The sequence below is a fragment of the Rhodococcus sp. SBT000017 genome, from assembly GCF_003688915.1.
Classification (GTDB): domain Bacteria; phylum Actinomycetota; class Actinomycetes; order Mycobacteriales; family Mycobacteriaceae; genus Rhodococcoides.
The window spans coordinates 835,949-861,015 of sequence record NZ_REFU01000002.1 but is presented as its reverse complement, the minus strand read 5'-3'; the positions used below and the strand labels follow the sequence as shown (position 1 = coordinate 861,015).

The following is a 25,067-nucleotide window of genomic DNA, read 5'->3' as shown; positions in this document are numbered from 1 at the left end:
GGCTGTACCGAGCCGTCGGTTCGTACAGCGATGCGCGTCGACCACCGACGCGTTGGGACGGGCATACGTCAAGACGGTCGTGTCCATGGCGCTGGGCGCGAACGTGACGAACATGTGGGGCCGGACGATCATCGGGACTGGGTGCGCAACGATGCGGTGGTCAATGCCGAGAAGTTGCGTGGCACAGCGCTGTCATCCCAACGGCAGCGGACTGGCCGGGGCATCGGACACTCTCGACGGCACCAATCCCAACGGACCCGGCTTCGTGTTGCTCAACCAGATGGTCGTGGGCGGTGCCATCGAGGTGGCGACCGGAGACTGCACTCGCAGGCTGAAGACGGCCCTCGAGCAGCTCGACATCCCGGCACACTTCGAGTTGCGTGACCGTGGCACCCACTCGTGGGGCTACTGGCAGGACGACCTGCACGATTCCTGGCCGATGTTCGAGGACGCTCTCGCTGCCTGACCGTCAGTTGCGAGCGAGGTGCCGCCACAGAAATTCGTAGGTCAACGCCGTTTTGAACGCCAACTGCGCATTGTCCGACGCCCCGCCGTGCCCGCCTTCGATGTTCTCGTAGTAGCTGACGTCGTGACCGAGTTCGGCCAATCGAGCCGCCATCTTGCGGGCGTGTCCGGGATGGACGCGATCGTCGCGGGTGACGTAGCGATCAGAATCGGCGGATACCGACGCTCGGATGCGGACACCACGTTCTGGTACGGGGAGTACTGCGAGATGAACTCCACTCGTCCGGGTCGTCGGGGTTGCCGTACTCGGCCACCCAGGACGCGCCGCGAGGAGCAGATGGTATCGCTTCATGTCAGTAGTGGGACCTGACATACCAACGCGCCGAACAGTTCCGGGTACTTCGTCACCATGATGCCCATCAGCAGGCCGCCGTTGCTACCACCCTGTGCGGCCAACTGTTCGGTGGTGGTGATCCCTCGGGTGACGAGATCGCGTGCGACGGCGGCGAAGTCCTCGTGCACCAGATGGCGTCCGGCGCGCAGTACCTGGGTGTGCCAGGACGGCCCGTACTCACCGCCGCCGCGGATGTTCGCGACGACGTAGGTGCCACCACGTTCGAGCCACGCCCGTCCGGTTGCGCCGCTGTAGCCGGGCGTCATCGAGATCTCGAAGCCGCCGTAACCGTAGAGCAGTGTCGGTCCGGGCCGGAATCGGCGCGTCGGACCACGAAGTAGGGGATGTCGGTGCCGTCGTCGGACCGGGCGAAGAACTGTTCCACCGTCAGCCCGTCGGCGTCGAAGAATGCCGGAGCCTGCTTGAGGACTTCGAGTTCGCGCCCACCGTGCCCACCAGCAGTGTCGCCGGCGTCAGATAGCCGGACGAGGAGAGGAAGAACTCGTCGCCGTTCTCCTCGGCGTCGGTGCCGATGATCTCGGTGGAGATCAGGTCCGACAGTCCGTCGACGGTGGTGCTGACCCACTCGTTCGTGCGAGGGGTGAGCACGTGCAACTGCGTCCGTACGTCCTGCAGCGTCACCAGCAGCAGATGATTCTCGGTCACGCGTACTGGTGCAGTGACGTGTGCGCGTCCGGGGCGAAGAGGACGGTGAGAGCGATTGTGCCGGAAATGAACTCGTCGAAATCCGCAGCCAGCAGTGCGCCGGCCGGATAGGTTTGCTCGCCGACCGTCCACGGCGTATCGTTCGGACCAGCAGCCAGTTCTCGTGCACCGAGGTCGACGCGTCGGTCGGCGTCGGGATCCGGGTCAACGCAGATCCGTCGAGGACGTAGGTCTCGGAGTTGTAGAAGTCGGTGGCACGCTGGACGAAGTCGCGCTCGAATCCGGCGTGCGATCGTGCCAGGCGGAGATCGAGATGTCCTGCGACTCACCCTCGTACACGGTCTCGGCGTCGTCGAGCGAGGTGCCGCGACGCCACCGCTTGGTGATTCGGGGGTAGCCCGATTCGGTGAGCGAACCGGGCCGAAATCCGTTCCGACGAAGACGGTGTCCGCGTCGATCCAGCGATGTCGGTCTTGGCCTCGGGGAGGGCGAATCCGCCGTCCTCCGAGGCGCGGAAGGTGCGGGAGTCCAGATCGAACTCACGGACCACCGTCGCGTCGGCCCCGCCGCGGGAGAGCGTCACCAGAGCCCAGTCGTTGATGGGGGCGGAGCACCTGCGCGCCACCCCACACCCAGTTCTCGTCCTCGCTGCTGGCCAGCGCATCGAGATCGAGCAGTACGTCCACGCCGGGTTCTCGGTTCGGTACTCGTCCATCGTGGTTCGACGCCACAGGCGCGGACGTGCTCGGCGTCGCGCAGAAATTGTACAGAAACTGCCGCGACGACGGGCATACGGAATGCGGGCGTCGGTGTCGAGAACTTCTCGGATGCTCGCCTCGGTGGCCTCGAAGGTGGGGCCGCTCAGCGCCTCGACCGTCACCTCGTTCTTCTCGCGCACCCACGCGAGCGCAGCGTCGCCGGTGACGTCTTCGAGCCAGAGGTACGGGTCGTCCGAGATTGCCATTCCACAGTTCTAGCAGCACTCGGGCCGTCGGGGTGGTCGGCGCTCGCGTGGCTACCGGCTGGTAACGAAGACCAGGTCGAGCGAGCGTCGGACAGCACGACTACGCTCGGGACTCGTGACCTCACACTATGACGTCGTTGTCCTCGGAGCCGGTCCCGGTGGGTACGTCGCTGCAATCCGCGCGGCACAACTCGGACTCAGCACTGCCATCATCGAGAAGAAGTACTGGGGCGGTGTGTGCCTGAACGTCGGCTGCATCCCTTCGAAGGCACTTCTCCGTAACGCCGAGCTGGCGCACCTCTTCACCAAAGAGGCCAAGCTGTTCGGCATCTCGGGTGAAGCCTCCTTCGACTTCGGGGCAGCGTTCGATCGGAGCCGCAAGGTTGCCGACGGCCGCGTCAAGGGCATCCACTTCCTGATGAAGAAGAACAAGATCCCCGAGTACGACGGCAAGGGCACGTTCACCGATGCCAACACCATCGAGGTCGAGCTGACCAAGGGTGGCACCGAGACGATCACGTTCGACAACGCGATCATCGCGACGGGCAGCACCACCAAGCTGCTTCCCGGCACCGAACTGAGCGAGAACGTCGTCACGTACGAAGAGCAGATCATGACGAAGGACCTGCCGGGTTCGATCCTCATCGTCGGTGCCGGTGCTATCGGCATGGAGTTCGGCTACGTCCTCAAGAACTACGGAGTCGACGTCACCATCGTCGAGTTCCTCGATCGCGCGCTCCCCAACGAGGACAAGGACGTCTCGAAGGAAATCGAGAAGCAGTACAAGAAGCTCGGCGTCAAGGTCATCACCGGCGCAGGCGTGCAGAGCATCGACGACGACGGCTCCAAGGTCACCGTTGCGATCAAGCACAACAAGTCCGGTGAGAGCGAAACCTTCACTGTCGACAAGGTGATGCAGTCCGTCGGCTTCGCGCCCCGCGTCGACGGATTCGGCCTCGAGAAGACCGGCGTCGAGCTCACCGATCGCGGTGCCATCGGCATCACCGACACGATGCAGACCAACGTGCCGCACATCTACGCCATCGGCGACGTCACGGCCAAGCTTCAACTCGCCCACGTGGCGGAGGCGCAGGCCGTCGTGGCTGCCGAAACCATCGGCGGCGCAGAGACATTGCCGATCGACGACTACCGCATGATGCCGCGCGCGACGTTCTGCCAGCCGCAGGTGGCCAGCTTCGGCCTCACCGAGGACCAGGCCGCGAAGAGGCTCAGGCCGCGGTTCCGACATCAAGGTCGCGAACTTCCCGTTCGCCGCAAACGGCAAGGCGCACGGACTGGGCGACGCCACCGGCTTCGTCAAGCTCATCGCCGACACCGAGCACGGCGAACTGCTCGGCGGACACCTCATCGGACCGGACGTGTCCGAGCTGTTGCCCGAGCTGACCCTCGCCCAGAAATGGGACCTCACGGTCAACGAGCTCGCACGCAACGTCCACACGCACCCGACGCTGTCGGAGGCACTGCAGGAAGCTATCCACGGCCTCGCAGGCCACATGATCAACTTCTGATCTTCACGGAACGACAAGGGCGGCGACCACTTCGGTGGTCGCCGCCCTTTCTCGTTCGTGGGTCCTGCTCCGGCGCTACGACTTTCGCCAGTGATCGAAGCGCCCCTTGATGTCCGACGCCACGTCGCCGATTCCGTTGCCGACGGCATCGACGGCTCCGGTGAAGCCACTTCCGATGTCTCGCACCGTCTTGATCAGCGGGTCCTCCGAGGTGTCGAAGTTGTTCTTGTACGTGCGCGCTGCGTTGCGGAATTCCTCCGAGACCTTGGCCTCGTGGTCGGTGGACCTGCGCGGGTAGTCGCCGCGAAGTACGGCCGCGTACTCGCCGTTGTCGACCCACTTCTTCAACTCTGCGGCGCGCAGCACCGAGAACGGGTGCGAGAGGAGTTCGAGGTTGAGCAGCTTGAGCACGCCGTCGCGCAGATCCCCACTGGCCTCGTACTCGGCGGCCTGAGCGAGGAAGGCGTCGACGTCGATCTCGCTGATTCGTGCGCCGCCCGCCAACTTCAGCTGTACCCGGATTGCGGTGTGTACGTCCTGCCCGCACAGCAAACCTGCTCGGTCGCCGGACAATTCGGACTTGCGCTGCCATTCCATCAGCCCGGCGATGACCGCACGTAGCGCCCAACCGCCCACCGGAACCCAGCCGACGGTGCCGGCGAGGCGCATCAGATGCATCAACACGGTGCGGTACACCGCGTGACCGGACAGTGCGTGGCCCAGCTCGTGACCGACGACGAACCGCTGCTCCTCGTAGGTCATGATGTCGAGCATGCCGGTGGTCAGGACGATGAAGGGTCGGTCCATGCCGATCGTGAACGCATTGACCATCGGCGACTGCACCACGAAGAGTTCGGGTGTTTCCTCGGCACCGAGAATCTGCACGCAGTCGCTACGTAGGTCGTTGAGGTCCTTGAACTGCCGTTCGTCGACGCGCACTGCGGTGGCGAGGTACATCAGTCGATGCTGTCGCTCGCGCAGCAGCCCGGACAGTGTGCGCAGAACGGTGTCGAAACCTTTGAGGGTGCGCAGGGTGACCAGGGCGGCGCGATCGGACGGGTGTTCCCAGGTGCGAGAGGAGATGTCGGGGAATTCGATGCGGGTGCGATCCGGAGGGGTGGTCAAACTGTTTCTCCCAGCAGTCGATGAGAATCCAAAGTATCAGTAAAGCGGGGCAAGCGGTCCGAACTCGAAGCTCATCGGCCCGCGCCACACTGTGACGTCCGAACGCTCGATCACCGTGCCGAGCCCCGATCGACTCACCGGAAGTCTGTGATCAGTCATAGCCCATCAAGTGATGAAAACGTCACTTGGTCGGTTGTCGGCTGGTAGCTTTCGTTTCTGCGCGAGGGGAGTCGCGCCGAACACGAGCTGGGGGGTGGGGAATTGTCGTCGCCGATGTCGACGCTCGCACGCGTCAGCGGCGGGTTTCCGGTGGATTCAGAACGTTCGGTCAAACTCTGGAGCTGGGCGTACTGGCCTTCGTTCACCTCGCGCGAGATATCGTCACGCTGCGTCATCCGTGGCGTGACACCATCGACCAGGCCTGGTTCGTCGTCACCGTCACAGTGGTTCCCGCAGTACTGGTATCCATTCCGTTCGGCGTCATCGTGTCCGTCCAGGTCGGCAGTCTCACCGATCAGATCGGCGCGACATCCATCGCAGGAGCAGCGGGTGGCCTCGGGGTGATCCGCCAAGGTGCCCCGATCGTTGCGGCGCTGTTGTTGGGCGGTGCCGCAGGCGCGGCGGTCGCTGCCGATCTGGGGGCACGCACCATCCGCGACGAGATCGACGCATTGTCGACGATGGGAATCGACCCGATTCGCAGGCTTGTCGCGCCGCGGCTGGCAGCCATCCTGCTGGTGGCGCCGTTCCTGTGCATCCTCATCATCTTCATGGGCTTGGCCGCGGGCTATGCGATCAACGTCGGCTTTCAGAGTGGGACGCCCGGCAGCTACATCAGCTCGTTCGCGTCCTTCGCCTCGGTGGCGGACCTCGTCGTCGCCCTGGTGAAGACCGAGATATTCGGCGTCATCGTCATCGTCGTCGCCTGCCAGCGCGGGTTGTCCGCCGCCCACGGACCCCGCGGGTCGCGAACGCGGTGAACGCCTCCGTGGTGCTCGGTGTGGTGTCCGCGTTCACCGTCAACGTCGTGATCACGCAGGTCGTCGCGATGTTCATGCCACAGAAGTTGGGCTGAGATGGCCACTCCTTCTCGCTACACCGTGCACGGCACCGCTCACCTCACCCGCAGCGTCAGGTATCTCGGACGCAAGCCGTTCGACGTTCTCGAAATGCTGGGTCATCAACTGACGTTCTGCGTCAAGGTGCTCACCGCCATCCCGCATACCGTCCGCTCCTATCGGCGCCAGATGCTGCTCATTCTCAGTGACATCACCTGGGGCAGTGGGAAACTCATCGTCGGTGGCGGGACGGTGTCGGTCCTCGTCGTGCTGGGTGTCGCGGTGGGTGCATCCGTCGGAATCGAAGGATTCAATTCCCTCGGCATGGTGGGGATGGAGCCGTTGACCGGTTTCATCTCGGCGTACGCCAGCACTCGCGAACTGGCCCCGATGATCGCGGCGATCGGATTCGCGACGCAGGCAGGATGCCGGATGACGGCCGAGATCGGCGCGATGCGTATCTCGGAAGAGATCGATGCCCTCGAAGCTCAAGGCATACAGTCGATGCCGTTCGTCGTGACCACCCGGGTCATCGCGGGAATCGTCACGATCGTGCCGCTCTACCTGCTGACGCTCATTCTGAGCTACCTGTCGTGCGCCGTGGTGGTTCGCGTGGTCGGCGGACAGTCCTCCGGCACCTACGACCACTACTTCAGCGCATTCCTGCAGCCGCTCGACGTTCTCTTCTCGCTGCTGAAAGCCGCGGTGTTCGTCGTGACGATCATCCTGATCCACGGCTATCAGGGTTACTACGCCTCGGGCGGTCCGGAAGGTGTCGGCCGCGCGTCTGGACGCGCCATCAGAGCCAGCCTCGTTGCGGTGGTGGTTCTGGACATGATCATGACGTTGGTCCTGTGGGGATTCGACTCGGGCATAAGGATTTCGGGGTAGAGATGGCAGTGTTCGACGATCTGACGGGGCGATCGGCCGGTCCCGCCGCGCTCCGTGTGCGCGGGCTGGCGGTCGCCGTGGTCGTGGCCGTAATCGCCTGCGGCCTCACCGCGTATGCGCGCGGGGCCTTCGAGTCGCCCTTCGAGTTGACGCTCGATGCGGCGTCGGTCGGGGACGGGCTGACCCCCGGGTCGGAGGTGAAGTTCCGTGGTCTGTCGATCGGCACCGTGGACCACATCGAGACCGTCGGCTTCGGCCATCAGAGACTCGAACTCGAGATCGATCCGAGTCAGGCCGGCGAGCTCACCGACACCATGCAGGCCCAGTTCTCGTCCTCGAACGTATTCGGTTCCACGGCAATCGAATTGCTATCGGATGGGACGGGCAATCGACTCGCCGACAACTCGACTCTCGAAGTGTCGGGAGACCTGCGGGGCGCAACGGTGACCGGAGTGTTCCGCCGAGTCGCCGACCTCACCGAGGTTCTCGACACCGAGCAAGTACAGAACCTGCTGGATCTCTTGGCGAACACGTCGGTCGAGGTGAGCCGAAGTCTGAAGCCGTTCTTCGACACCGCACAGATGATGGCGAACAATCAGATCGATCCGTTGGCCTGGAAGCTGCATCGTGGTGCCGAGCTGGGTGAGGGAATCGGCAATCTGATCCCGCCCCTGCTCGATCTGGTGGTGGGAGTGGTGGACAAGAGCGCCTACGTGGAGGCACCCACAGACAGGGCGAGGACCATCGCGGCCAACGACGGCCTCAGCGATCAGTTGCTGGTTCCGGTGGGCGATTTGCTGAAGAAGAACAATCCGGACCTGACGCCGCTGCTGTCGACCGTATTGGATCTGTTGGTGCCCATCACAGCGTCGATCGGCACGTTCGCGCCCAGCTACAACCGGGTTCCGCAGGTGCTCGACGGCATCTCCGACGCTTTCCCCGTCGTGGATGGGAAGCCGCAGTTGCAACTCGACCTGATCGTCGAGACCATGCCCAATCTGGCCGGAGCCGTTGCCGCACACGAGGAGGCGAACCGATGAAGAAGGTAGCGGGCCCGGCCGTCAAACTGCTCGCCTTCTTCACGGTGACCGCGGTGTGTGCCGTGATCATCGTGGCCGCACTTCGTACCCCGGTCAGCGGACCGTTGTCGTCCTACGGCGCGGAGTTCGACGATGTGTCCGGGTTGTACGTCGGTGACGACGTGCGCATGTCCGGGGTGCAGATCGGCAAGGTCTCGTCGGTCGAACTCGACGGAGCCATTGCCCGAGTCGGATTCGAGATCGAAGGCCGGCGACCGATCTTCGCCAACACACAGGCTGCTGTCCGCTATCAGAATCTCCTGGGGCAGCGATATGTCGAGCTGATCCAGAAGGATGCGGCCACCGGTGCTCCGCTGGCGTCCGGCGAGACGATTCCGCTCGAGTACTCGATTCCATCGTTCGACATCTCCACGCTGTTCAACGGTTTCAAACCGATCTTCGACACCCTCGACACCGCCCAGCTCAATCAGTTCACCGAGAACATCCTCCGTATGGTGCAGGGTGACGGTTCCGGACTCGCTCCGGTACTGCGGGACGTGGATCGCATCACCCAGTTCGCCGTTCAGCGAGAGTCGATCATCGGACTGCTGATCGACAATCTCGGCCAGATCTCGGACTCGATCGGCGGACAGTCGGCGGCGGTCGCCGATCTCCTCGAAGAGCTGCATGGTCTGGTATCGAGGTTGAGCACCCAGATGGACGGCGTGCTGGCGTCGCTGGATCAGGCGAACTACGGACTCGGACCACTGGTCGGCTTGCTGGAGAGCCTGCAAGATGCGTACGACAACAGCTATGCACCGGTCGACGGAGCACTGCGACGGCTACTGCCGCAGACCGATCAGGTGACCGAGTTGCTCGCGCTCACCCCGTCACTGCTGACCGGGCTCAACGCGAGCATTCCCGATCCGGGTGCCCAGACCTACTCCTGCAGTCAAGGCCGACAGGACATTCCGGGCATCGGACAGATAGTGCTCGGCGGACAAAATTTGGTGGTGTGCAAATGACACGCGTGGTTCGCAAGGGCGTTCGCGACGAGCAGTCGGAGAACAAGACGCATGTGTTCTGGGGTGCGGTCGGTGTCGCGTTCGCCGTGGTGCTCGTTCTCGTCGCGGCTGCGCTGTACACGATCCCGCTCGGCGAGCGGACGTATACCGCGGAGTTCGGCTCCGCGGCCGGTGTGAAGCCGGGCGACGACATCAGGATCGCCGGTATCTCGGTCGGTTCGGTGCGCTCGGTTCAGCTGGCAGGTGCACATGTCGACGTCCAATTCAGTGTCGACTCCGACGTTTTCGTCGGTGATGCCTCGACCCTGACAGTGAAGTTGCTGACTCCCATCGGGGGTCACTACGTGATGCTCACCTCGCACGGTGACGACGAGCTCGGGTCGGCACCGATCCCACCGGAACGGGTCGAACTTCCCTACGAACTGTCCGACGCGATCCAACAGGTGACACCGTTGGTCCGCGATATCGACGGTCCGACGTTGCGACAGACGGTCGCCGAGTTGGACCGGGCAGTCGGTACGCAGCCACAGTCGACGCGTGCCATCGTGGACAATCTGAGCTCGCTCACCGACGTGATCGCCACCCGCACCGACCAACTCGAACGCGGGCTCGTGGTGTCCGACGAGTACGTCGGCGCGTTGGCCGCCGATCGTGTCATGCTCACCGAACTCGTACGTGAGCTCGGCACCCTGACCAAAGGATTCGGCGACAAGCGCGCAGAGGTCGTCAGTGCCTTCGACCTCCTCGGAAGACTCTTCGAGCTCTTCCACCGCCCCGTGGTCGCATTCGAGAAGGGGCTGGAGCCGTCGATCGTCCAGCTCGAAGAGATCACGCAGAAGCTGTTCGCTCAGCTGGGTGATGTCGACGGGGCGATCACGACCATGAAGGAAAGCGCGGACGGCCTGTCCGCCCTGATCGGCGGTGGTGAAGGTCCCGTCGTCGATCGGTCACAGGACACGGTCGTCGGCGTCGGCGTGTGTATTCCGTTGCCGGGGAGGGTGTGCTGATGAACCGCAGATCGGTACGGATCGCCGTGGCGGCGGCAGTCGTCGTCACGCTCGTCGGCTCGGTCGCGTCCGCGACCGCTGTCATCGACACCGGCTCGGGCACTTCCTCGATGTGTGCCGAGTTCACCGACACGGTCGGTTTGTACGAGGGTAATTCGGTCATGATGCTCGGCGTGGTCGTCGGAACGGTGACGAACATCGAGAACACCGACACCGCGGTGCTGGTCACGATGGATGTCGACGGTGGCCTCCGGCTGCCCGCCGGGGTGGGGGCCGTGACACTGTCGAGTTCGATCGTCACCGACCGCCATGTGGAATTCACGCAGCCGTACATCGACGGCCCGGAGTTCGATCGGTCGAGCTGTATTCCGTTGGAACGCACCAGAACACCGCTGGGGATCAGTGACACGCTCGACGCCGTGTCGGGGCTGGCGTTGGACCTGCTCGGTCCGGCGGACGCCGAGGGCAATCACGAGCAGATCCTGGGTGACACATTGCGGTCGGTCGACGGTTCGCTACGTGGCTCCGGCACCCAGCTCAATGAGAGTCTTCGACAATTGGCCCAGCTGGTCGGCGATCCGGCCGACCGGGATACCACCGTGCGTCGACTGATCGACAACCTCGACGGTCTGATCGACACGTTCGTGGTGAGCTGGCCCGAGGTGGCGAAGCTGCTCGACAATCTGAAGCGGGGAATGATCACGCTGTCGGAGTTCACCCAAGCCTTCGGGACCACAGTCGCTTTGACCACCGAGTTCATTCCGCCACTGGCGCGCAACGTCGCGAAGTACGACGACAAGGTCTACGGATTTCTCGACCAGGTGGTGCCGGTGGTCGATGTACTGCTCGGGCGGGTGGGCGATATCAAGGACATCCTCGAACAGGTGCCGACCATAGGCGAGAACTTGATGACGATGTACGACAACGATTCCAAGAGCGGGCGCGTGATCTATCACCCGCCGCAATTCGAGATCGATACCAACTCTCCCAACGAGGTCTGCGCTCTGCTCAACAAGTACAGGCCGACGTGCTCGGCGGACCAGCAACGAGGCGACGTCATCGATGTCGGATTGGTGCAGCTGATCCTCGGTTCGGCGGGTTGGCGATGAGGCGCGCGCTCACCGGCCTGTGCTGTGTTGCGTTGCTGTCGGCGTGCAGCATCGATCCGGCCGACCTTCCGATACCCGGTAGTTATGTCGCCGGCGACAAGTATTCTCTGCGAATCGAATTCGCGAGCGTGCTCAATCTTCCGGAGAAGGCGAAGGTCATCGTCGAGGGCGTCGACGCGGGCGTTCTCGACACCGTCGAGCTGGTGGGTTCGACCGCCGTGGCGACGGTGGACCTGTCCGCCGATGTTCGGCTACCCACCGATACCGTCGCCGAGCTTCGGCAGTCGTCGATTCTGGGCGAGATCTACATCTCGCTGCAGCCACCGGCCGATTCCTCCGGCGCGGGATCGAGCTCGGCATCGGGCTCCGGTGGGCCCTACCTTCGCGACGGTGACGTCATTCCCGTGGAACGAACTGTTCCGGCCGACAACGTCGAGGACGTGCTGCGCGGACTGTCGAACATCGTGACCGGCGGCCATTACGTCCAACTGCAGGAAGCGGTGAACAACGTCAATGCCGCGATTCCTCCCGATCAGGCCGAGGTCGACAAGATCAACCTCGCAGCGAGGGCCGCGCTCACCGATATCGGCGACAACACCGGGGAAATCGATCGGATACTCGGTGCCGCGGAGAGTATCTCGAATACTGTTGTGACACAACGTGATGGAGTCGAGCGTGTCCTCGAGCTCGGCCCGAGACGTTCGGGAGGGTTGTCCGAGGTTCTGTTCAGCGTCGTCCACATGATCTTCAGCCTGGGGTACATGTCACAGTACGTCGGGGACGTACTGTCCGGCCCGTATCCGGAGCTGAAGGATGCTGTGGACATCATCGCGCCGGCGTTGATCACCATCGCGAATGCCGACTCGTCGGTGCCGATGAACGTGGACAAGGCCAATACCCTGCTCAGGGAGCGCTTGATCCCGTACTTCGAGTCGACGCCGAACATCGCAGTGCGGTCGGTGTCTGCAGACGGAGGGCCGAGTGCGCGCGCGGACGACATGATCGGGATCCTGCGCGGGATAGGAATTGTCCGATGAAGCCGGGCACACTGTTCTCGCTCGTCGCACTCGTGGTGATGACGGTCGTCAGCGTCGGATACCTGACCGTCGGTGTACTCGACATCGATCCGACTCGAACGACGAACCATGTCGTGGTTCGGATGGAGTCCTCCGGCGGACTGATGGACACCTCGCAGGTCACCTCACGCGGGATCCAGGTCGGTCGGGTCGAATCGATCACTGTGGTGCCGGGCGGGTTGGACGTCACTCTCGGTCTCGATGCAGACCATCTCATCCCTGCAGATTCCGAGGTGGTCGTGGCGAACCTTTCCGCCGCAGGCGAGCAGTATCTCGATCTTCGCCCTCTAAGCGCCGGAGGTCCGTACCTCACCGACGGAGACTCGCTCGGTAGTGAGCAGGTTCGTGCGTCGGTCACCGTCAGTGAGGCACTGGGCCTGGGCGATGCCCTTGCCTCGCAACTCGATACGAATGCACTGAAAGGCCTGACGGAGACCGCATCGGCCGCTGTCGACGGGCGTGACGGCGACGTCGACCGTCTGGTGGAGGCATTTCGATTCCTGGCAGCCACAGTGCGAGACAAGAGCGGCGAAATTCGTCGGCTGTACGACAATGCTCAGCAGGCGGGTCGCAATGCGTACGGATACGGCCCGGTCATGACCGACGCGGCGCCGTGGGTCGGCGCGACGGGCGACGGGGTGGCCAACTTGCTCGAGGGCTTCAACGAGTACTCGTACGTCGGCGCGGATGTCTGGGACGATCCACTCGGGCAGATCACCCCGAAGATCGATCAGTACCTGACGCCTCTGTCTCCCGATCTTGCTTTGATCGCAACGCTTCTCGAGCCGTATACCGCACCCATCAAACCGATGCGGGTCGACGCCGGGTCCATCGTCGACGTACTGCAAACCGTCTTTCCTCCCGGCGGACCGGCGAAACTTTCCGTAGAAATTCCGAACTGATTGGAGCTAACCCCCTCATGGTCGAGACAGACGCAGCCGAGGCGAAAACAACAGTGCCCGAGGACAAGGCAGCAACGGTGCCCGAGGGCTCCAGACGGCACCGGATTCGGTGGCCGGTGGTCGCTGAGGCAGTACCGGGTGTGGTGCTTGCGGTGGTCTTCGGCGTGCTGTGGCATTCTGCAGCAGGCGATCTGGCTGCCGAGCGTGAACAGGAACAGGACCGGCAGATGGCGGTGAACACGGCGACCGAGTACACCGCGCGGTCGTTGACTTACGACTACCGCAACCTCGACGCCTTCTTCCAGGGTGTCGACCAGGGGGCGTCGCAGTCCCTGCAGGACAGGTACGACGGGGTCCGCGAGGCGCTGACGGCGATCATGAACGAGTCGCAGGTGGTGGCGACCGGCGAGGTCCTCTCGGCAGCAATCGATTCCGAGTCCGGTGGTGAGTACAAGGTGGCGGTGTTCGCTCAGCAGACGACGCAGAACGTGCAGCAGCCCGACCCGGGGAAGGTGCCCAACCTTCTGCTGGTGACGGTCACCGATCAGGACGGGCAGTGGATCGTCAGCGACTACGGACCCAAGACCTGAGATTTCGTCAGTGGGCGTTGGTGGCGCTGACGAACTGGGCGAGACCGCGTACTTCCTGCTCGATCTCGGTCATGCCGCACTGCGCGAAGATCGACGTGAACTGATCCTTGTCGAACATGCGGACCCCGATGCGTTCCGACACCGCCCCCAGCACCGATTTGACCGGAGCGGCGTTGCGGCCGTAGCTCGTCATGATCGCGATTCGACCGCCCGGCCGGAGAACCCGGACGAGTTCGTCGACGACGGTCAATGGATTCGGTATCAGGTACAGGGCAGCGAAGCAGCAGACGGCGTCGAATGTGTTGTCGGCAAACGGAAGTGACTGCGCATCACCGCGCATGTAGGCGGCGTGGGGGCCGCGGTTGTCGCGAACGGCGCGCCTGATCATCTGCTCGGAGATGTCGAACCCGATGGTGATGCCATCACCGCTCAGGTGGTCGGAGAGGTACCTGGTGAAGTTTCCCGGTCCCGCTGCCACGTCCAGTACCTTCATGTCTCCGGACAGCCGTAGGTCTTCGACGGCCTTGTCGCGTTCGGCGGACATCGAGATGCCGCCTACTCCCATCATGGCGACACCGGCAGGACGCCAGAGCTTTTCGTAGATCGAGGCCACCAGAGGGTTGTTCATGGCTCGACTCGCAGCCGTCGGTGACGGGGCAGGAGTACCGCCCAGCAGCTCCACATAGCCGTCGGTGGTGACCGCAGCCGTATGAAATTCGGGTTCGAGTAGCTCTGCGGCGCGGTGGAGGGCCTGGTCCTCGGGGGAAGGCGCGACAACGTCGTCGGACTTGCTGTCCGGGTCTTCCTCGGGTACGAGCGGATACGGCGGCATCCCGGTGCCTTGCAGGCGGTATCGGCCCCAGAAGTCCACGTCGCTCACCAGGACGGGCACATCACCGCTTTCGGTGCTCAGCCTGCCTTTGCGGCGGCTGCCGGCAGCCGCCATGAAACTCTGCAGTGCCTCGTGTGGCCGGACGCGGCCGTACCAGCGGAAGATGCCGTCGATGGGTTGGGAGTGTCCGCGCAGATCTACCTGCACCTCGAACTCGGCAGGAGGGGCCTCGAAAGTCAGAGTTGCCGGTCCGCGGAAATCGGGCTTACCGGATAGATCACTCACAGGTGCACTCCTGGTCACGAACGAACGCGAGATGTATGGGTCGGTCGGATTCGATGCGGATACCGAGGAGCGCACTCGAGGACTCGACGAGACCTCGCACGATGGCCGCCAGATGCGCGGTGAATACTTCGATGGTCATGGTGGATTCGTGGTCGTCGGAGCTGCCGAGCCACCAGTCCGTTGCGGTTGCCACCGCTCCGAACGTCGAGTAGGACACCATCTCGACGGTCGAATTGTCCACAGCGGGTTCCTGTATGGCGTCTGCCAATATTCGGGCCACCATGTCGGATGCGGCACGAGTGGAATCCAACGCTGGGTCACCTGCGGTGCGCCGTGGAGTCGTGCGGTCGCTGGAGCGACTCAGGAAGTGGCCGTGGACCAGAAACCGGAACAGGTTGGGATGTTCTACGACAACCGCCGCGTAACCGGCGACGCTGCGATCGATGAGATCGGCGACGGAATCCTCGACCAGGTCGACGGTGTTCATGATCCGGTCCCACAACATGTCCTGGACGTTCTGGACTATTGACGTATGCAGATCGGAACGGTCGGCAAAGTGTCGATACAGCTTGGGCTTGGCCGTCCCCGCCACCTTCGCTATATCGCCCATGCTGACGTTCGGGCCTTGCACATCGATCGCGATCAGTGCGGCCGCGACCAACTCTCGCCGCACGTGAAGTCGGTGCTCTCGCCAGCGTTCGGTGCGCGCATCGATCTTCTTGCAGTGGGACACGTCTCGACACTCCTCGGGGTTGACACGTCCGGTGACGTGAACCACACTTTGTCACAGTACCTACTACCGCCGGTACTGGCTACCGTGAGTTCTGGTCAGTCGAAGTCTCGGGGGAGTCGTCGATCGCAAGGGGGGGATCGGTTGTGAAGCGTGCACTTGTAGGTGACCGGGGCAGTGACGCGGGGGTGTCGAGGCGCGCTGCACTGGCGACCGAGGACTTGGCTGCCACCCGGGCGCGGACCGTCGGGCCTCGTGAGAAAACCGCGAGTCGCTTGCTGAAGTCGACTGCCAACAAGTTCTACGATGGCGAGGTCGACATCGACTGGGATGCTCCTGTGGTCGACGGAATGCGCTGGATGCCCGAACATCGAACCTCGCTGTACCGAACCAAGTTGTGGGACAAGCTCTCCGAAGAGCAGCGTCGTGAACTGGGGCGACACGAGATCGTCAGCATTCTCTCGTTCGGTATCTACGCCGAGGGGTTTCTCAGTGCAAATCTGCTTCGGGTGTTCGGCAAGGGCACGTTCTCCGATCATTCGATGTACTCGATAGCCGAGGTCGGCGAGGAATCGCGCCACTCGATCATGTTCGGAAAGTTGATCGAGAAGGCGGGCCTGAAGCCCTACCTCCTGCCCAGAGTGGGTCTCGTCGTTGCGAAGCTCGGTCAGTTTCTCCCTCTCGGACCGGCCACGTACGGCGGGACTCTTCTCATCGAGGAGGTCCTCGATCGGGCGCAGCGAGAAGCGCAGAACGATCCCGAAATGCAGCCACACCTGCGCCAGATGATGCGCATCCACGTGATCGAGGAGTCGCGTCACATCACCTACGCCCGTGAAGAAATGGTGCGCGCGATGCAATCGACCAATCGAGTCAATCGTGCGGTCCACCGCGTCATCCTTGCGACGATCGCCAACTTCACGTACATCGCACTCATCAATCCGCGCGTGTACCGATCCGTCGGGATCAACCCCATTCGCGGAATCGTCACCGCCATGGCCAGTCCCACCTACAAGACCAACATGCAGTTCTTCTCCGAACCGATGATCCGATTCTTCGCCGACGCCGGCATGTGCGACGGTGTCGTGACCCGTCGCCTGTGGAAGATGACCCGCGCCATGCCGGACGATCTGGTATGAGCCCACGCTCGTCGGCGGTCCAGTACGATCCGTATGTCGACATCGACTGGGAATCACCCTGGCAGAGTGAGGCGTCGGCGTTGCCGAGAGACTCGGTGACGTTGTACGGGACCCGCCTGTGGGGCAGGTTGGCCGAGCAGGATCGGCGTACCTTGGCTCTGCACGAGGCAGTGAGCAGATGGAGCACGGTGTCGTATCTGTCGGCCATGCTGATCGGTAACCAGCTCAGGCGGGTAGCGGAGGAGGGGCTCAACAGCACCGATTCGCGCAATGCTCTCGACGAGGTTGCAGGCGGTTCGCGGACCACGATCACCTTCGGACGGCTGGTTCGCGCCACGCAAGTTCCGCCCTACAAGCCGCCGCGGGGCACGACCACGGCCGCCAAGCTGTTGGGCTTTCTACCGCTGGGTGCAGCATCGCACGCGTCCATTCTGTTGGTCGAGGAGACCTTTGCCCGGTCGATGGCCGGTGCGGTGACCGACCCCGGTATCGAACCCCATGTTCGACAGGCCGTGAAGATCCATGGGCTCGGGAGCGCCGATCGTTTTGCGTCCGCGCGATCGGAAGTGGTTGCTGCGCAGACCAACTCGAATGCGATGGCTCGCGCGTACAACCGTGTGCTGCTCGCTCTGCTGGCCAACGTGATTCTCCGTCTCGGAGTGTCGTTCGAGGTGTACCGATCCATCGGCATCAGTTCTGCTCGAGGCGCGTTCGCGTCGCGGCGTCGTCGATCCGAGATCAGACGTCGGGACGCCGCGAGCACCGTCGCCTTCCTGGATTCGGCCGGAATGCTCGACGGCACCCTCACCTCGGCGCTGTGGAGACTGACCGGAGTCGGACCCGACGAACAGAACGCGGAAGTGCGCACATGAAGAATTTCGAGAACAAGGTAGCCGTCGTATCCGGCGCGGGTTCGGGAATCGGCCGAGCCCTCGCGCTGAATCTGGCGAACCGTGGAGCGCAGCTTGCGCTGTCCGACATCGACGGTGAAGGGCTCGGGGAGACCGTGGTTCTGTGCGAGAAGATCGGAGCGCGCACGGTGCCGTACGAGCTGGACGTATCGGACCGGGCCGCGGTCTACTCGCATGCCGACGCCGTCATCGGCGAATTCGGACGCGTCAACTTCGTGGCGAACAACGCCGGCGTCGCACTGGGCGCAGATGTGGTGGACATGACCTGGGAGGACTTCGAGTGGGTCATGAACATCGACTTCTGGGGGGTTGCCAACGGCACCAAAGCTTTTCTGCCGGCGTTGATCGACTCCGGGGAAGGTCATCTCGTCAATGTCTCCAGCGTGTTCGGCCTGATGGGTATCCCCGGTCAGAGTGCGTACAACTCGGCGAAGTTCGCCGTCCGCGGCTTCACCGAGGCGTTGCGTCAGGAAATGAAGGTCGCTCGCCATCCCGTAGGAGTCACGTGCGTGCACCCCGGTGGGATCAAGACCAACATCGTGGCCAACGCTCGCGGAATGGATGATCTCGGTGCTCCTGACGAGGCCTCGCGCCGCTTCCAGCAGATCGCACTCACCACCCCGACGAGAGCGGCCAAGGTGATACTCGCCGGAGTGGAACGAAACAGGCCTCGTGTTCTGATCGGCCCCGATGCCCGTGTGTTCGATCTGATTCCGCGCGTCGTCGGTCCGCGGTACCAGGACCTGCTCGCCCCGCTCAACCGGCTCGGCTCGGCGGCCGGTAGGAAACTGGCGAAGAACAGCAGTATCGGCCCGTAGGTTCGCCTCTGCCCGTTACTGTTTCGTGGCACTGACGAACTGGGCCAGTCCCCGGACGTCCTGCTGAATCTCGGTCAGTCCCGACGCCTCGAACACGTCGACGAACAGGTTCCTCGGAAACATCCGCACGCCCGCCAGGCCGGTGCCGAAGCCGACGACTGTGCCCAGCGGGGCCGGACGAGGCTCGCAGCTGGTCATGATCGCGATGCGTCCACCCGGGCGGACGACGCGAATCAACTCGTCCAGCACTGTCATGGGCTTCGGAACGAGATACAGTGCGGCGTAGCAGCATACGGCGTCGAAAGCGTCGTCCGAATACGGCAGGTGGGCAGCGTCTCCGCGTACGTACGCCGCACGTGGTCCACGGTTGTCCTGCACTGCGCGGGCGATCATGGCCTCGGAGATGTCGAAGCCGATCGCGATACCGTCACCGGTGAGTTTCTCGGACAGGAACTTGGTGAAATTGCCGGGGCCGCACGCGACGTCGAGCACTCGTTGCGGCCCGTTCAACCTCAGGTCGGCGACGGCTTTGGCGCGCTCGGCCGCCATCGACATGCCGGCGATGCCCATCATGGACACCCCGAACGGACGCCACAGCTTCTCGTAGATCGCGGCGACCACGCGGTTGTTCATCGCGATGCTCGCCGGCGACGGGTTCGGTGCGGGCACGTCCGGCAGCAGTTCGACGTAGCCACCGTCGGTGCGCGCCAACTCGCGCAGCGTCGTCGGCTCGATCATCTCGAGCGCGCGCCGCAGTGCGGTCTCGACTGACTCGCTCACGGACGCGGTGGCCGGTCGCCGTAATCCCGCTCGACCCGCAGGGTCGCGAGAGTGGTTGCCAGGCCGTCGTATTGGGTGACCAGCAGGACGAACTCGATGAGTCGCCGCTCGTCGAACTGGGTGGCCAGTTGAGCCCAGGTCGCGTCGAAGAGAATCTTGGTGGCGATGAGTTCGTCGACCGCGGTCAGAATGGTCCGATACCGCGTCGACAGTCCCGGTGCGTCGGGTCCGGTCTCGATCAGCTCGAGCAGATCCCGGTCGATGCCCGCCCGCTTGCCCAGCCGGATGTGGTGGTCCATCTCGTACGCGGAATCGCGCAGGTGCGCCACGCGCAGGATCACCATTTCGGTTTCCTTGCGTGAGATCTTCCCGCCGGGCATCAGGTGGCCGCTGTAGAACAGCCATGCCCGATACAGCCCACCGGTGCGCCCGAGGGTGGTGAACAAGTGAGGATTGGGCACCCCAGCACCTTTGGCGATCACCTTGCAGATGACCCAGTTGATGGGCCCGAGGGTTTTGGCGGTACCGGACGGAATGCGTGGTGTGGTCACAGCCACACCGTACCGACTGCCCGGCCTGGCGTCACCGGGAAGTGGAAGGATAGGCTACCCTCTTTATGATTCTGCACAACTTTCCCTCGGAGGACCCTTTACGAAGTCCCATGCCCGCATTTCGGCCCTCGCGCTCACCATCGCCGCCCTCGGTGTGGCTGCGACGGCGTGTTCGTCCACCGACGCAACCTCCGACAGTGCAGGCAGCGCGACGCGATCGATCGAGACCGTCCGGGGAACGGTCGACGTTCCCGAGACCCCGCTGCGCATCGTCACCCTCGAGCCGGTCGAGCTGGACACCACAGTCGCCCTCGGCGTCGTGCCCGTCGGCACCGCAGTGCTCAGCGAGGCCAGTGGCGTGCCGGGGTACCTCGGGACGGAGGCCGCGGACATCGCGACCGTCGGTACGGTTGCCGAACCGACCATCGAGGACATCGCGGCCCTGCAACCAGATCTCATCCTGGGAACGGAGACTCGGCACGCCGAGTACTACGACCAACTCGCCGCCCTTGCGCCGACTGTGTTCATCGCCTCCCAGTCCGATCCGTGGCGCGACAGTGTCCAGTTCGTCGGGCGCATTCTCGGCAAGGAGGCGAAGGCGGAGGACCTGCTCACCGCCTACGAAAATCGGTGTGCCGAGATCGCCGAGAAGCACGACACCGCTGGAAAGACCGCACAGTTGATTCGCCCCCGCGCCGGCGAACTGACACTGTACGGGCCGACGTCGTTCGCCGGAAGCACCCTCGAGTGCGCAGGCTTCACCACCCCGCCGAGGCCGGAATGGGCCGACGAGATCTCGGTCGACCTCTCGCCCGAGCTGGCGGCCGAGGCGGCCGCTGATCTGATCGTCGTCACCGCCTCTGACCCATCGGACCCCGCAGCGATTCCGGCGTCGATCACCGCCAACGCGTCGGTACTACCGAATCCGCACGCGGTGGACCTGTCGTACTGGATCACCGGCGTCGGGCCCATGGGCGGGCAGACCGTGCTCGACGACATCGATCGGATTCTCTCGGAGTAAACCGACTCACATCCGGACCGCGCCCGCCAGCGCAGCAGCCTGCTCGGCCCGCTCGACCACGCGGTCCCGGGAGGAATCGATGTGTGCCAGCAGCAGTTCCAATGCCGAGTCCAGCGCCCCGGCGAGAACGCGCTCGACGATGTCGATGTGCTGATCGATGGCCGAGACGACGGCTGCGGCGTCGAGTCCGCCGAGTATCCGGACCGGACGCACCTTGGCGTTGACGGTGCACAGCGCCTCGGTCAGGGCCGGATTACCCGAGGCAGCCAACAAGGTGACGTGGAAGTTCTCGTCCAAGGACACCAGATCGTCGGTGGTCCCGGGCGGGTCGGCACGCAAACCGATCCAGGTGTCCAACAGGTTCGACAGCGACGACCGATCGACCGGGTGCGACATCGATCGAGTGATGCCGCGGGCTTCGAGAGTGGAGCGCAGCTCGTACAGGTCGGGCAGGTCGCCGATCCGGGGGCGATATGCGTGCAGCCCGGCCTCGTCGCGGGTGACGAGGCCGTCGGCCTGCAGCCGCGCCAGTGCCTCGCGCACCGGAGTGCGCGAGACACCGTACAGCTCGGCGAGACGCTCCTCGCCGAGCCGTTCCGTGGAGCTGATGGCGCCGGAGACCAGATCCCGGCGCAGTGACGAATAGACCTTCTCGCGAAGGTCCTTGCGCGGCACGATGTGTCCGGTCAGATTGCCATGGCTGCGCGGACGTCCGCCTCGGACTCGGTTCCGCCCACGCCGGTGGACGTGATGCGGCCGGCCTCGAGGATGTAGTAGTTCTGCGCCGACTCGAGGGCGAAGCCGATGTGCTGCTCCACCAACAACACTCCCAGTCCTCCGCGCCGAGTGAGTTCGATGACGGTGCGTTCGATCTCGGCGACGACCGACGGCTGGATGCCCTCGGTCGGCTCGTCCAGGATCAACATCCGCGGTTCGGTGATCAGTGCCCGCGCGATCGCGAGCTGCTGGCGTTGACCACCCGAGAGCAGTCCCGCTCGGCGACCGAGCAATTCCTTCAACGCCGGAAACAGATCGAGTGCCTCGTCGACGAGCGCTTTGCCGCGCTTGCGACCGTCGGCGACTACCTGCAGATTCTCGGCCGTGGTCAACTGGCCGAACGACTGCTGACCCTGCGGCACGTAGGCGAGTCCGCGGGCGACGCGGGCGCTGGGACGCAACGCGCTCACGTCCTCGCCGTCGAACATGACCTTGCCGGAGTTGACCTTGAGCAGTCCGACCGCTGCTCGCAGCAGAGTGGTCTTGCCTGCACCGTTGTGCCCCATCACCGCCGCGACACCGTCGGCCGGAACCGTCAGCGACGCACCGTGAATCACTTCGCTGCGCCCGTAACCGGTACGCACATCCACCAGTTCAAGCATGATCGGCTCCTTCTTCTGCAATCTGGTCGAGTTCCTCGCCCGCAGCGGCGGTACCGAGATAGACCTCTTGGACCTTCGGATCTGCCTGCACCTCGGCCACCGTGCCCTCGGCCAGGACCCGACCGGCGGCCAACACCGTCACCGAGGTGGCGAACATGCGCATGAAGTCCATGTCGTGCTCGACCACCACCACCGTCCGCTCACCGCCGATCCGCTGCAGCAGCTGCCCGGTTTCCTCGCGTTCCTCGTGACTCATGCCTGCGACCGGCTCGTCGAGCAGAAGCACGTCGGCGTTCTGCACCAACAGCATTCCGATCTCGAGCCACTGCTTCTGACCGTGCGCGAGAATTCCCGCGGGCTTGTCGCGCTCGGCCGTCAGACCGATGGTCTCGAGGGCCTCCTCGATCTGAGGTAGCACCGATCCTCGACGTCGCAGCATCGTCAGCACGGACCGACCTGAACCGGCGGCGATGTCCAGGTTCTGCAATACCGTCAGATTCTCGAAGATGCTGGCGGTCTGGAAGGTTCGCCCGATGCCGAGGCGGGCGATTTGATGTACCTTCTTGCCGAGCAGTTCCACGCCGGACTTCGTCACCGAGCCGGTGGCCGGGACGAGGCCGGTGATGGCATCGATCAGCGTGGTCTTGCCGGCACCGTTGGGCCCGATGAGGAAGCGGAGATCGCCCTGCATCAGCGTCAGATCGACGTTGGTGTTGGCCTTGAAACCGTCGAAACTGACTGTCAGGTCTCGTACTTCGAGGTACTGACTCGACATGCCGGCGTTGCCGCCGAACGTGGGATGCGGACCTTCGACATGAATCATCGCGTCAGTTCCTTCTCTGGCTCTTCGCTCGACTCGGGGACCGGTTCGGATTCCTTCTTGCGTTTGCGCAGTGCGAACAGTCCCGCGATACCGGCGGGGAAGAACCCGACGACCACCACGAACAGCAGACCCTGCGCGTACGTCCAGCCGGACGGGAACTGCTCGGACAGTGTGGTCTGAGCCCAGGCGACGCCGAGCGCGCCGAGGACCGGGCCGAGCAGCGTGGTTCGACCGCCGATCGCGACACCGATGAGGAACGCGATGGACGGGACGATGCCCACGTCGTTGGGGGAGATGATGCCGACGATCGGAACGAACAGTGCGCCTGCGAGACCCGCGAAGAACGCCGCTGCCACATAGGCCACGATCTTGACGTTGGCGGGGTCGTACCCGAGGAACCGGACACGCTCCTCCTGATCGCGCACTGCCACGAGCAGTTCGCCGTAGCGTGAGTACATCAGCTGGCGGGTGATGGCGACGACGACGAGCAGTACGCCTGCGGCGATGAAGAAGAGCATCTGCTTGTTGGCGGGATCGTTGAGGTTGAACCCGAAGAACGTGCGAAACCTGTTGAGCCCGTTGGAGCCACCCGTGGTCTGCTGACCGATCAGCAGAATGGCGAACGCGGCCGCGAGTGCCTGGCTGAGGATCGCGAAGTACGCGCCCTTGACCCGACGCTTGAACACGCCGAGTCCGAGCACCAGTGCCACCAGGGCGGGCACGAACAGGATGCCCAGGACGGTGGTGATCGGCGAGGTGAACGGCACCCAGTACGAGGGCAGTTCGCGAATACCGGCGATCGACATGAAGTCCGGTACGTCGTCGCCGCGCAGATCGGCGTCGGAGATCTTCAGGTGCATGGCCATGATGTAGGCACCGATGCCGAAGAAGACGCCCTGACCGAGGGTGAGCATTCCGCCACGCCCCCAGGCCAATCCGATTCCGACCGCCACGATGGCGTAGCAGATGAACTTGCCCAGCAGGTTCAGCCGGAACTCGCTGAGGACGGCCGGAGCGACGGCGAACAACAGAATCGCGGCGAGCGCGAATCCCAGTAGAGCGCCGCGCTTGGCGATGAACTCGCTCATACCAGGCTCCTTGTCTTGACGGCGAACAAGCCCTGCGGGCGGGCCTGCAGGAAGATCACGATGAGTACGAACACGATGACCTTGGCGATCGACGCCGTGGTGCTGTACTCGATGAACGAGTTGAGAATTCCGAGAGCGAAGGCCGCGATGACCGCACCCTTGATCTGGCCGAGGCCGCCTACGACGACGACCAGGAAGGCGTCGATCAGATAGCTCTGTCCCACAGTGGAACTGGTGGAACCGATCAGGGTGAGCGCGACGCCGGCGACACCGGCGAGACCGGAGCCGAGGAAGAACGTCGAGATGTCCGTCCTACGGCTCGAGATACCCGAGGTCTCCGCGAGATCGCGGTTCTGCACCACCGCGCGGATGCGTCGACCCATCGCGGTCTTCTTCAGTGCCACCGACAGCGCGACGACGGCGACGATTGCGAGCACGAGGATGAAGATTCTGGTCTTGGGAACCACGGCACCGAGGATGTCCACGCCGCCTCGCAGCCAGTCCGGCGTCACGACGTTGACCGCCGGAGCGCCGAAGACATCGCGTGCGAGCTGTTGCAGGATGAGCCCGACGCCGAACGTGACGAGCAGGGTGTCGAGTGGCCGGTGGTACATGCGCTGAATCAGCGTGACCTCCAACAACACTCCCATGGCACCGCCGACGAGGAAGCCGACGATCAGAGAGATGAACAGTGATGCGCCGCCGGTGGAGACGATCTGCTGCACCACGTAGGCCGTGTACGAACCGGCCATGATGAACTCGCCGTGCGCCATGTTGATGACGCCCATCTGACCGAAAGTCAGGGACAGCCCGAGGGCGGCGAGGAGAAGAATGGATCCGATCGACAGGCCGGTGAACAACTGTCCGATCACGACGTCCATGGAGGGCTC

General features: G+C 63.8%; 22 protein-coding genes and 4 pseudogenes. 15 read left to right on the top strand and 11 right to left on the bottom strand.

Annotated elements, in window-relative coordinates; translation table 11 throughout:
* A pseudogene (locus AYK61_RS27680) lies at positions 1-466 on the top strand (esterase family protein); the annotation flags it as partial.
* Positions 467-469: 3 nt separating this feature from the next.
* Here the strand turns inward: AYK61_RS27680 and AYK61_RS25295 are convergent.
* Positions 470-2,489: pseudogene (locus tag AYK61_RS25295) on the bottom strand (prolyl oligopeptidase family protein).
* A 115-nt stretch (positions 2,490-2,604) separates the two neighbouring features.
* Here AYK61_RS25295 and lpdA point away from each other — a divergent pair.
* Positions 2,605-4,018 (top strand): annotated as a pseudogene (lpdA, locus tag AYK61_RS25290) (dihydrolipoyl dehydrogenase).
* A 75-nt stretch (positions 4,019-4,093) separates the two neighbouring features.
* Here lpdA and AYK61_RS25285 read toward each other — a convergent pair.
* Positions 4,094-5,143 (bottom strand): M48 family metallopeptidase, encoded by a 1,050-nt coding sequence (locus AYK61_RS25285; protein ID WP_121873532.1) that lies wholly within the window; start codon positions 5,141-5,143, stop codon positions 4,094-4,096.
* A gap of 335 nt (positions 5,144-5,478) precedes the next feature.
* Between AYK61_RS25285 and AYK61_RS25280 the strand changes: the two are divergent.
* The 9 genes and pseudogenes from AYK61_RS25280 to AYK61_RS25240 all read left to right on the top strand — a co-directional run bounded on the left by AYK61_RS25280 (position 5,479) and on the right by AYK61_RS25240 (position 13,820).
* Positions 5,479-6,218: pseudogene (locus AYK61_RS25280) on the top strand (ABC transporter permease).
* A 1-nt stretch (position 6,219) separates the two neighbouring features.
* Complete coding sequence (locus tag AYK61_RS25275; RefSeq protein ID WP_121873531.1) at positions 6,220-7,092, top strand: ABC transporter permease; 873 nt, start codon at positions 6,220-6,222, stop codon at positions 7,090-7,092.
* Between the two features lie 2 nt (positions 7,093-7,094).
* Positions 7,095-8,132, top strand: coding sequence for an MlaD family protein (locus AYK61_RS25270; protein WP_121873530.1), 1,038 nt, complete (start codon positions 7,095-7,097; stop codon positions 8,130-8,132).
* Entirely contained in the window at positions 8,129-9,136 is a 1,008-nt protein-coding gene (locus tag AYK61_RS25265) for an MlaD family protein (protein ID WP_121873529.1), read from the top strand. Before AYK61_RS25270 ends, AYK61_RS25265 begins: the two co-directional genes overlap by 4 nt.
* The gene (locus tag AYK61_RS25260) at positions 9,133-10,143 is read left to right on the top strand and encodes an MlaD family protein (protein WP_121873528.1); all 1,011 of its coding nucleotides are present in this window, start codon (positions 9,133-9,135) and stop codon (positions 10,141-10,143) included. The genes AYK61_RS25265 and AYK61_RS25260 overlap by 4 nt, the downstream gene beginning before the upstream one ends.
* Entirely contained in the window at positions 10,143-11,252 is a 1,110-nt protein-coding gene (locus AYK61_RS25255; RefSeq protein WP_147458405.1) for an MCE family protein, read from the top strand. Before AYK61_RS25260 ends, AYK61_RS25255 begins: the two co-directional genes overlap by 1 nt.
* Positions 11,249-12,289, top strand: coding sequence for an MlaD family protein (locus AYK61_RS25250; RefSeq protein ID WP_121873526.1), 1,041 nt, complete (start codon positions 11,249-11,251; stop codon positions 12,287-12,289). The genes AYK61_RS25255 and AYK61_RS25250 overlap by 4 nt, the downstream gene beginning before the upstream one ends.
* On the top strand, positions 12,286-13,230 hold the full coding sequence (locus AYK61_RS25245) for an MlaD family protein (RefSeq protein ID WP_121873525.1): 945 nt from the start codon (positions 12,286-12,288) through the stop codon (positions 13,228-13,230). The genes AYK61_RS25250 and AYK61_RS25245 overlap by 4 nt, the downstream gene beginning before the upstream one ends.
* A gap of 17 nt (positions 13,231-13,247) precedes the next feature.
* On the top strand, positions 13,248-13,820 hold the full coding sequence (locus AYK61_RS25240; RefSeq protein WP_121873524.1) for a hypothetical protein: 573 nt from the start codon (positions 13,248-13,250) through the stop codon (positions 13,818-13,820).
* A gap of 7 nt (positions 13,821-13,827) precedes the next feature.
* On the opposite strand, the gene AYK61_RS25235 is transcribed toward AYK61_RS25240, so the two are convergent.
* Both AYK61_RS25235 and AYK61_RS25230 read right to left on the bottom strand, forming a co-directional pair.
* Entirely contained in the window at positions 13,828-14,937 is a 1,110-nt protein-coding gene (locus tag AYK61_RS25235) for a DUF4873 domain-containing protein (RefSeq protein ID WP_147458404.1), read from the bottom strand.
* Positions 14,930-15,670 carry a TetR/AcrR family transcriptional regulator gene (locus tag AYK61_RS25230; RefSeq protein ID WP_259468284.1) on the bottom strand — a complete coding sequence of 247 codons (741 nt, stop codon included), beginning with the start codon at positions 15,668-15,670 and terminating at the stop codon, positions 14,930-14,932. Before AYK61_RS25230 ends, AYK61_RS25235 begins: the two co-directional genes overlap by 8 nt.
* A 185-nt stretch (positions 15,671-15,855) precedes the next feature.
* Here AYK61_RS25230 and AYK61_RS25225 point away from each other — a divergent pair, with 185 nt between their 5' ends.
* Genes AYK61_RS25225 through AYK61_RS25215 form a run of 3 tightly spaced genes read left to right on the top strand, consistent with a single transcriptional unit; the run spans position 15,856 to position 18,535 of the window.
* Positions 15,856-16,806, top strand: a complete 951-nt coding sequence (locus AYK61_RS25225) for a diiron oxygenase (protein ID WP_121873644.1) — start codon at positions 15,856-15,858, stop codon at positions 16,804-16,806.
* Positions 16,803-17,678 (top strand): diiron oxygenase, encoded by an 876-nt coding sequence (locus AYK61_RS25220; RefSeq protein WP_121873522.1) that lies wholly within the window; start codon positions 16,803-16,805, stop codon positions 17,676-17,678. Before AYK61_RS25225 ends, AYK61_RS25220 begins: the two co-directional genes overlap by 4 nt.
* Entirely contained in the window at positions 17,675-18,535 is an 861-nt protein-coding gene (locus AYK61_RS25215) for an SDR family oxidoreductase (RefSeq protein ID WP_121873521.1), read from the top strand. The genes AYK61_RS25220 and AYK61_RS25215 overlap by 4 nt, the downstream gene beginning before the upstream one ends.
* A 15-nt stretch (positions 18,536-18,550) precedes the next feature.
* Here the strand turns inward: AYK61_RS25215 and AYK61_RS25210 are convergent, their stop codons facing one another.
* Positions 18,551-19,315: a class I SAM-dependent methyltransferase gene (locus AYK61_RS25210; protein ID WP_259468282.1), complete on the bottom strand. Its 765-nt coding sequence runs from the start codon at positions 19,313-19,315 to the stop codon at positions 18,551-18,553.
* Positions 19,312-19,872, bottom strand: a complete 561-nt coding sequence (locus AYK61_RS25205; protein WP_121873642.1) for a carboxymuconolactone decarboxylase family protein — start codon at positions 19,870-19,872, stop codon at positions 19,312-19,314. The genes AYK61_RS25210 and AYK61_RS25205 overlap by 4 nt, the downstream gene beginning before the upstream one ends.
* A 148-nt stretch (positions 19,873-20,020) precedes the next feature.
* Between AYK61_RS25205 and AYK61_RS25200 the strand changes: the two genes are divergently transcribed.
* Positions 20,021-20,887 (top strand): iron-siderophore ABC transporter substrate-binding protein, encoded by an 867-nt coding sequence (locus AYK61_RS25200; RefSeq protein WP_259468281.1) that lies wholly within the window; start codon positions 20,021-20,023, stop codon positions 20,885-20,887.
* A gap of 6 nt (positions 20,888-20,893) precedes the next feature.
* Here AYK61_RS25200 and AYK61_RS25195 read toward each other — a convergent pair whose 3' ends face one another.
* The 5 genes from AYK61_RS25195 to urtB are packed head-to-tail and all read right to left on the bottom strand — an operon-like array spanning position 20,894 to position 25,058.
* Positions 20,894-21,562 carry a GntR family transcriptional regulator gene (locus AYK61_RS25195; RefSeq protein ID WP_121873519.1) on the bottom strand — a complete coding sequence of 223 codons (669 nt, stop codon included), beginning with the start codon at positions 21,560-21,562 and terminating at the stop codon, positions 20,894-20,896.
* Positions 21,563-21,573: 11 nt separating this feature from the next.
* Positions 21,574-22,266 (bottom strand): urea ABC transporter ATP-binding subunit UrtE, encoded by a 693-nt coding sequence (gene urtE / locus AYK61_RS25190; RefSeq protein WP_094613983.1) that lies wholly within the window; start codon positions 22,264-22,266, stop codon positions 21,574-21,576.
* Positions 22,259-23,089 carry an urea ABC transporter ATP-binding protein UrtD gene (gene urtD / locus AYK61_RS25185; RefSeq protein WP_121873518.1) on the bottom strand — a complete coding sequence of 277 codons (831 nt, stop codon included), beginning with the start codon at positions 23,087-23,089 and terminating at the stop codon, positions 22,259-22,261. The genes urtE and urtD overlap by 8 nt, the downstream gene beginning before the upstream one ends.
* Complete coding sequence (gene urtC, locus AYK61_RS25180; protein ID WP_121873517.1) at positions 23,086-24,177, bottom strand: urea ABC transporter permease subunit UrtC; 1,092 nt, start codon at positions 24,175-24,177, stop codon at positions 23,086-23,088. The genes urtD and urtC overlap by 4 nt, the downstream gene beginning before the upstream one ends.
* Positions 24,174-25,058, bottom strand: coding sequence for an urea ABC transporter permease subunit UrtB (urtB, locus tag AYK61_RS25175; RefSeq protein WP_121873516.1), 885 nt, complete (start codon positions 25,056-25,058; stop codon positions 24,174-24,176). Before urtB ends, urtC begins: the two co-directional genes overlap by 4 nt.
* Between the last annotated feature and the right edge of the window lie 9 nt (positions 25,059-25,067).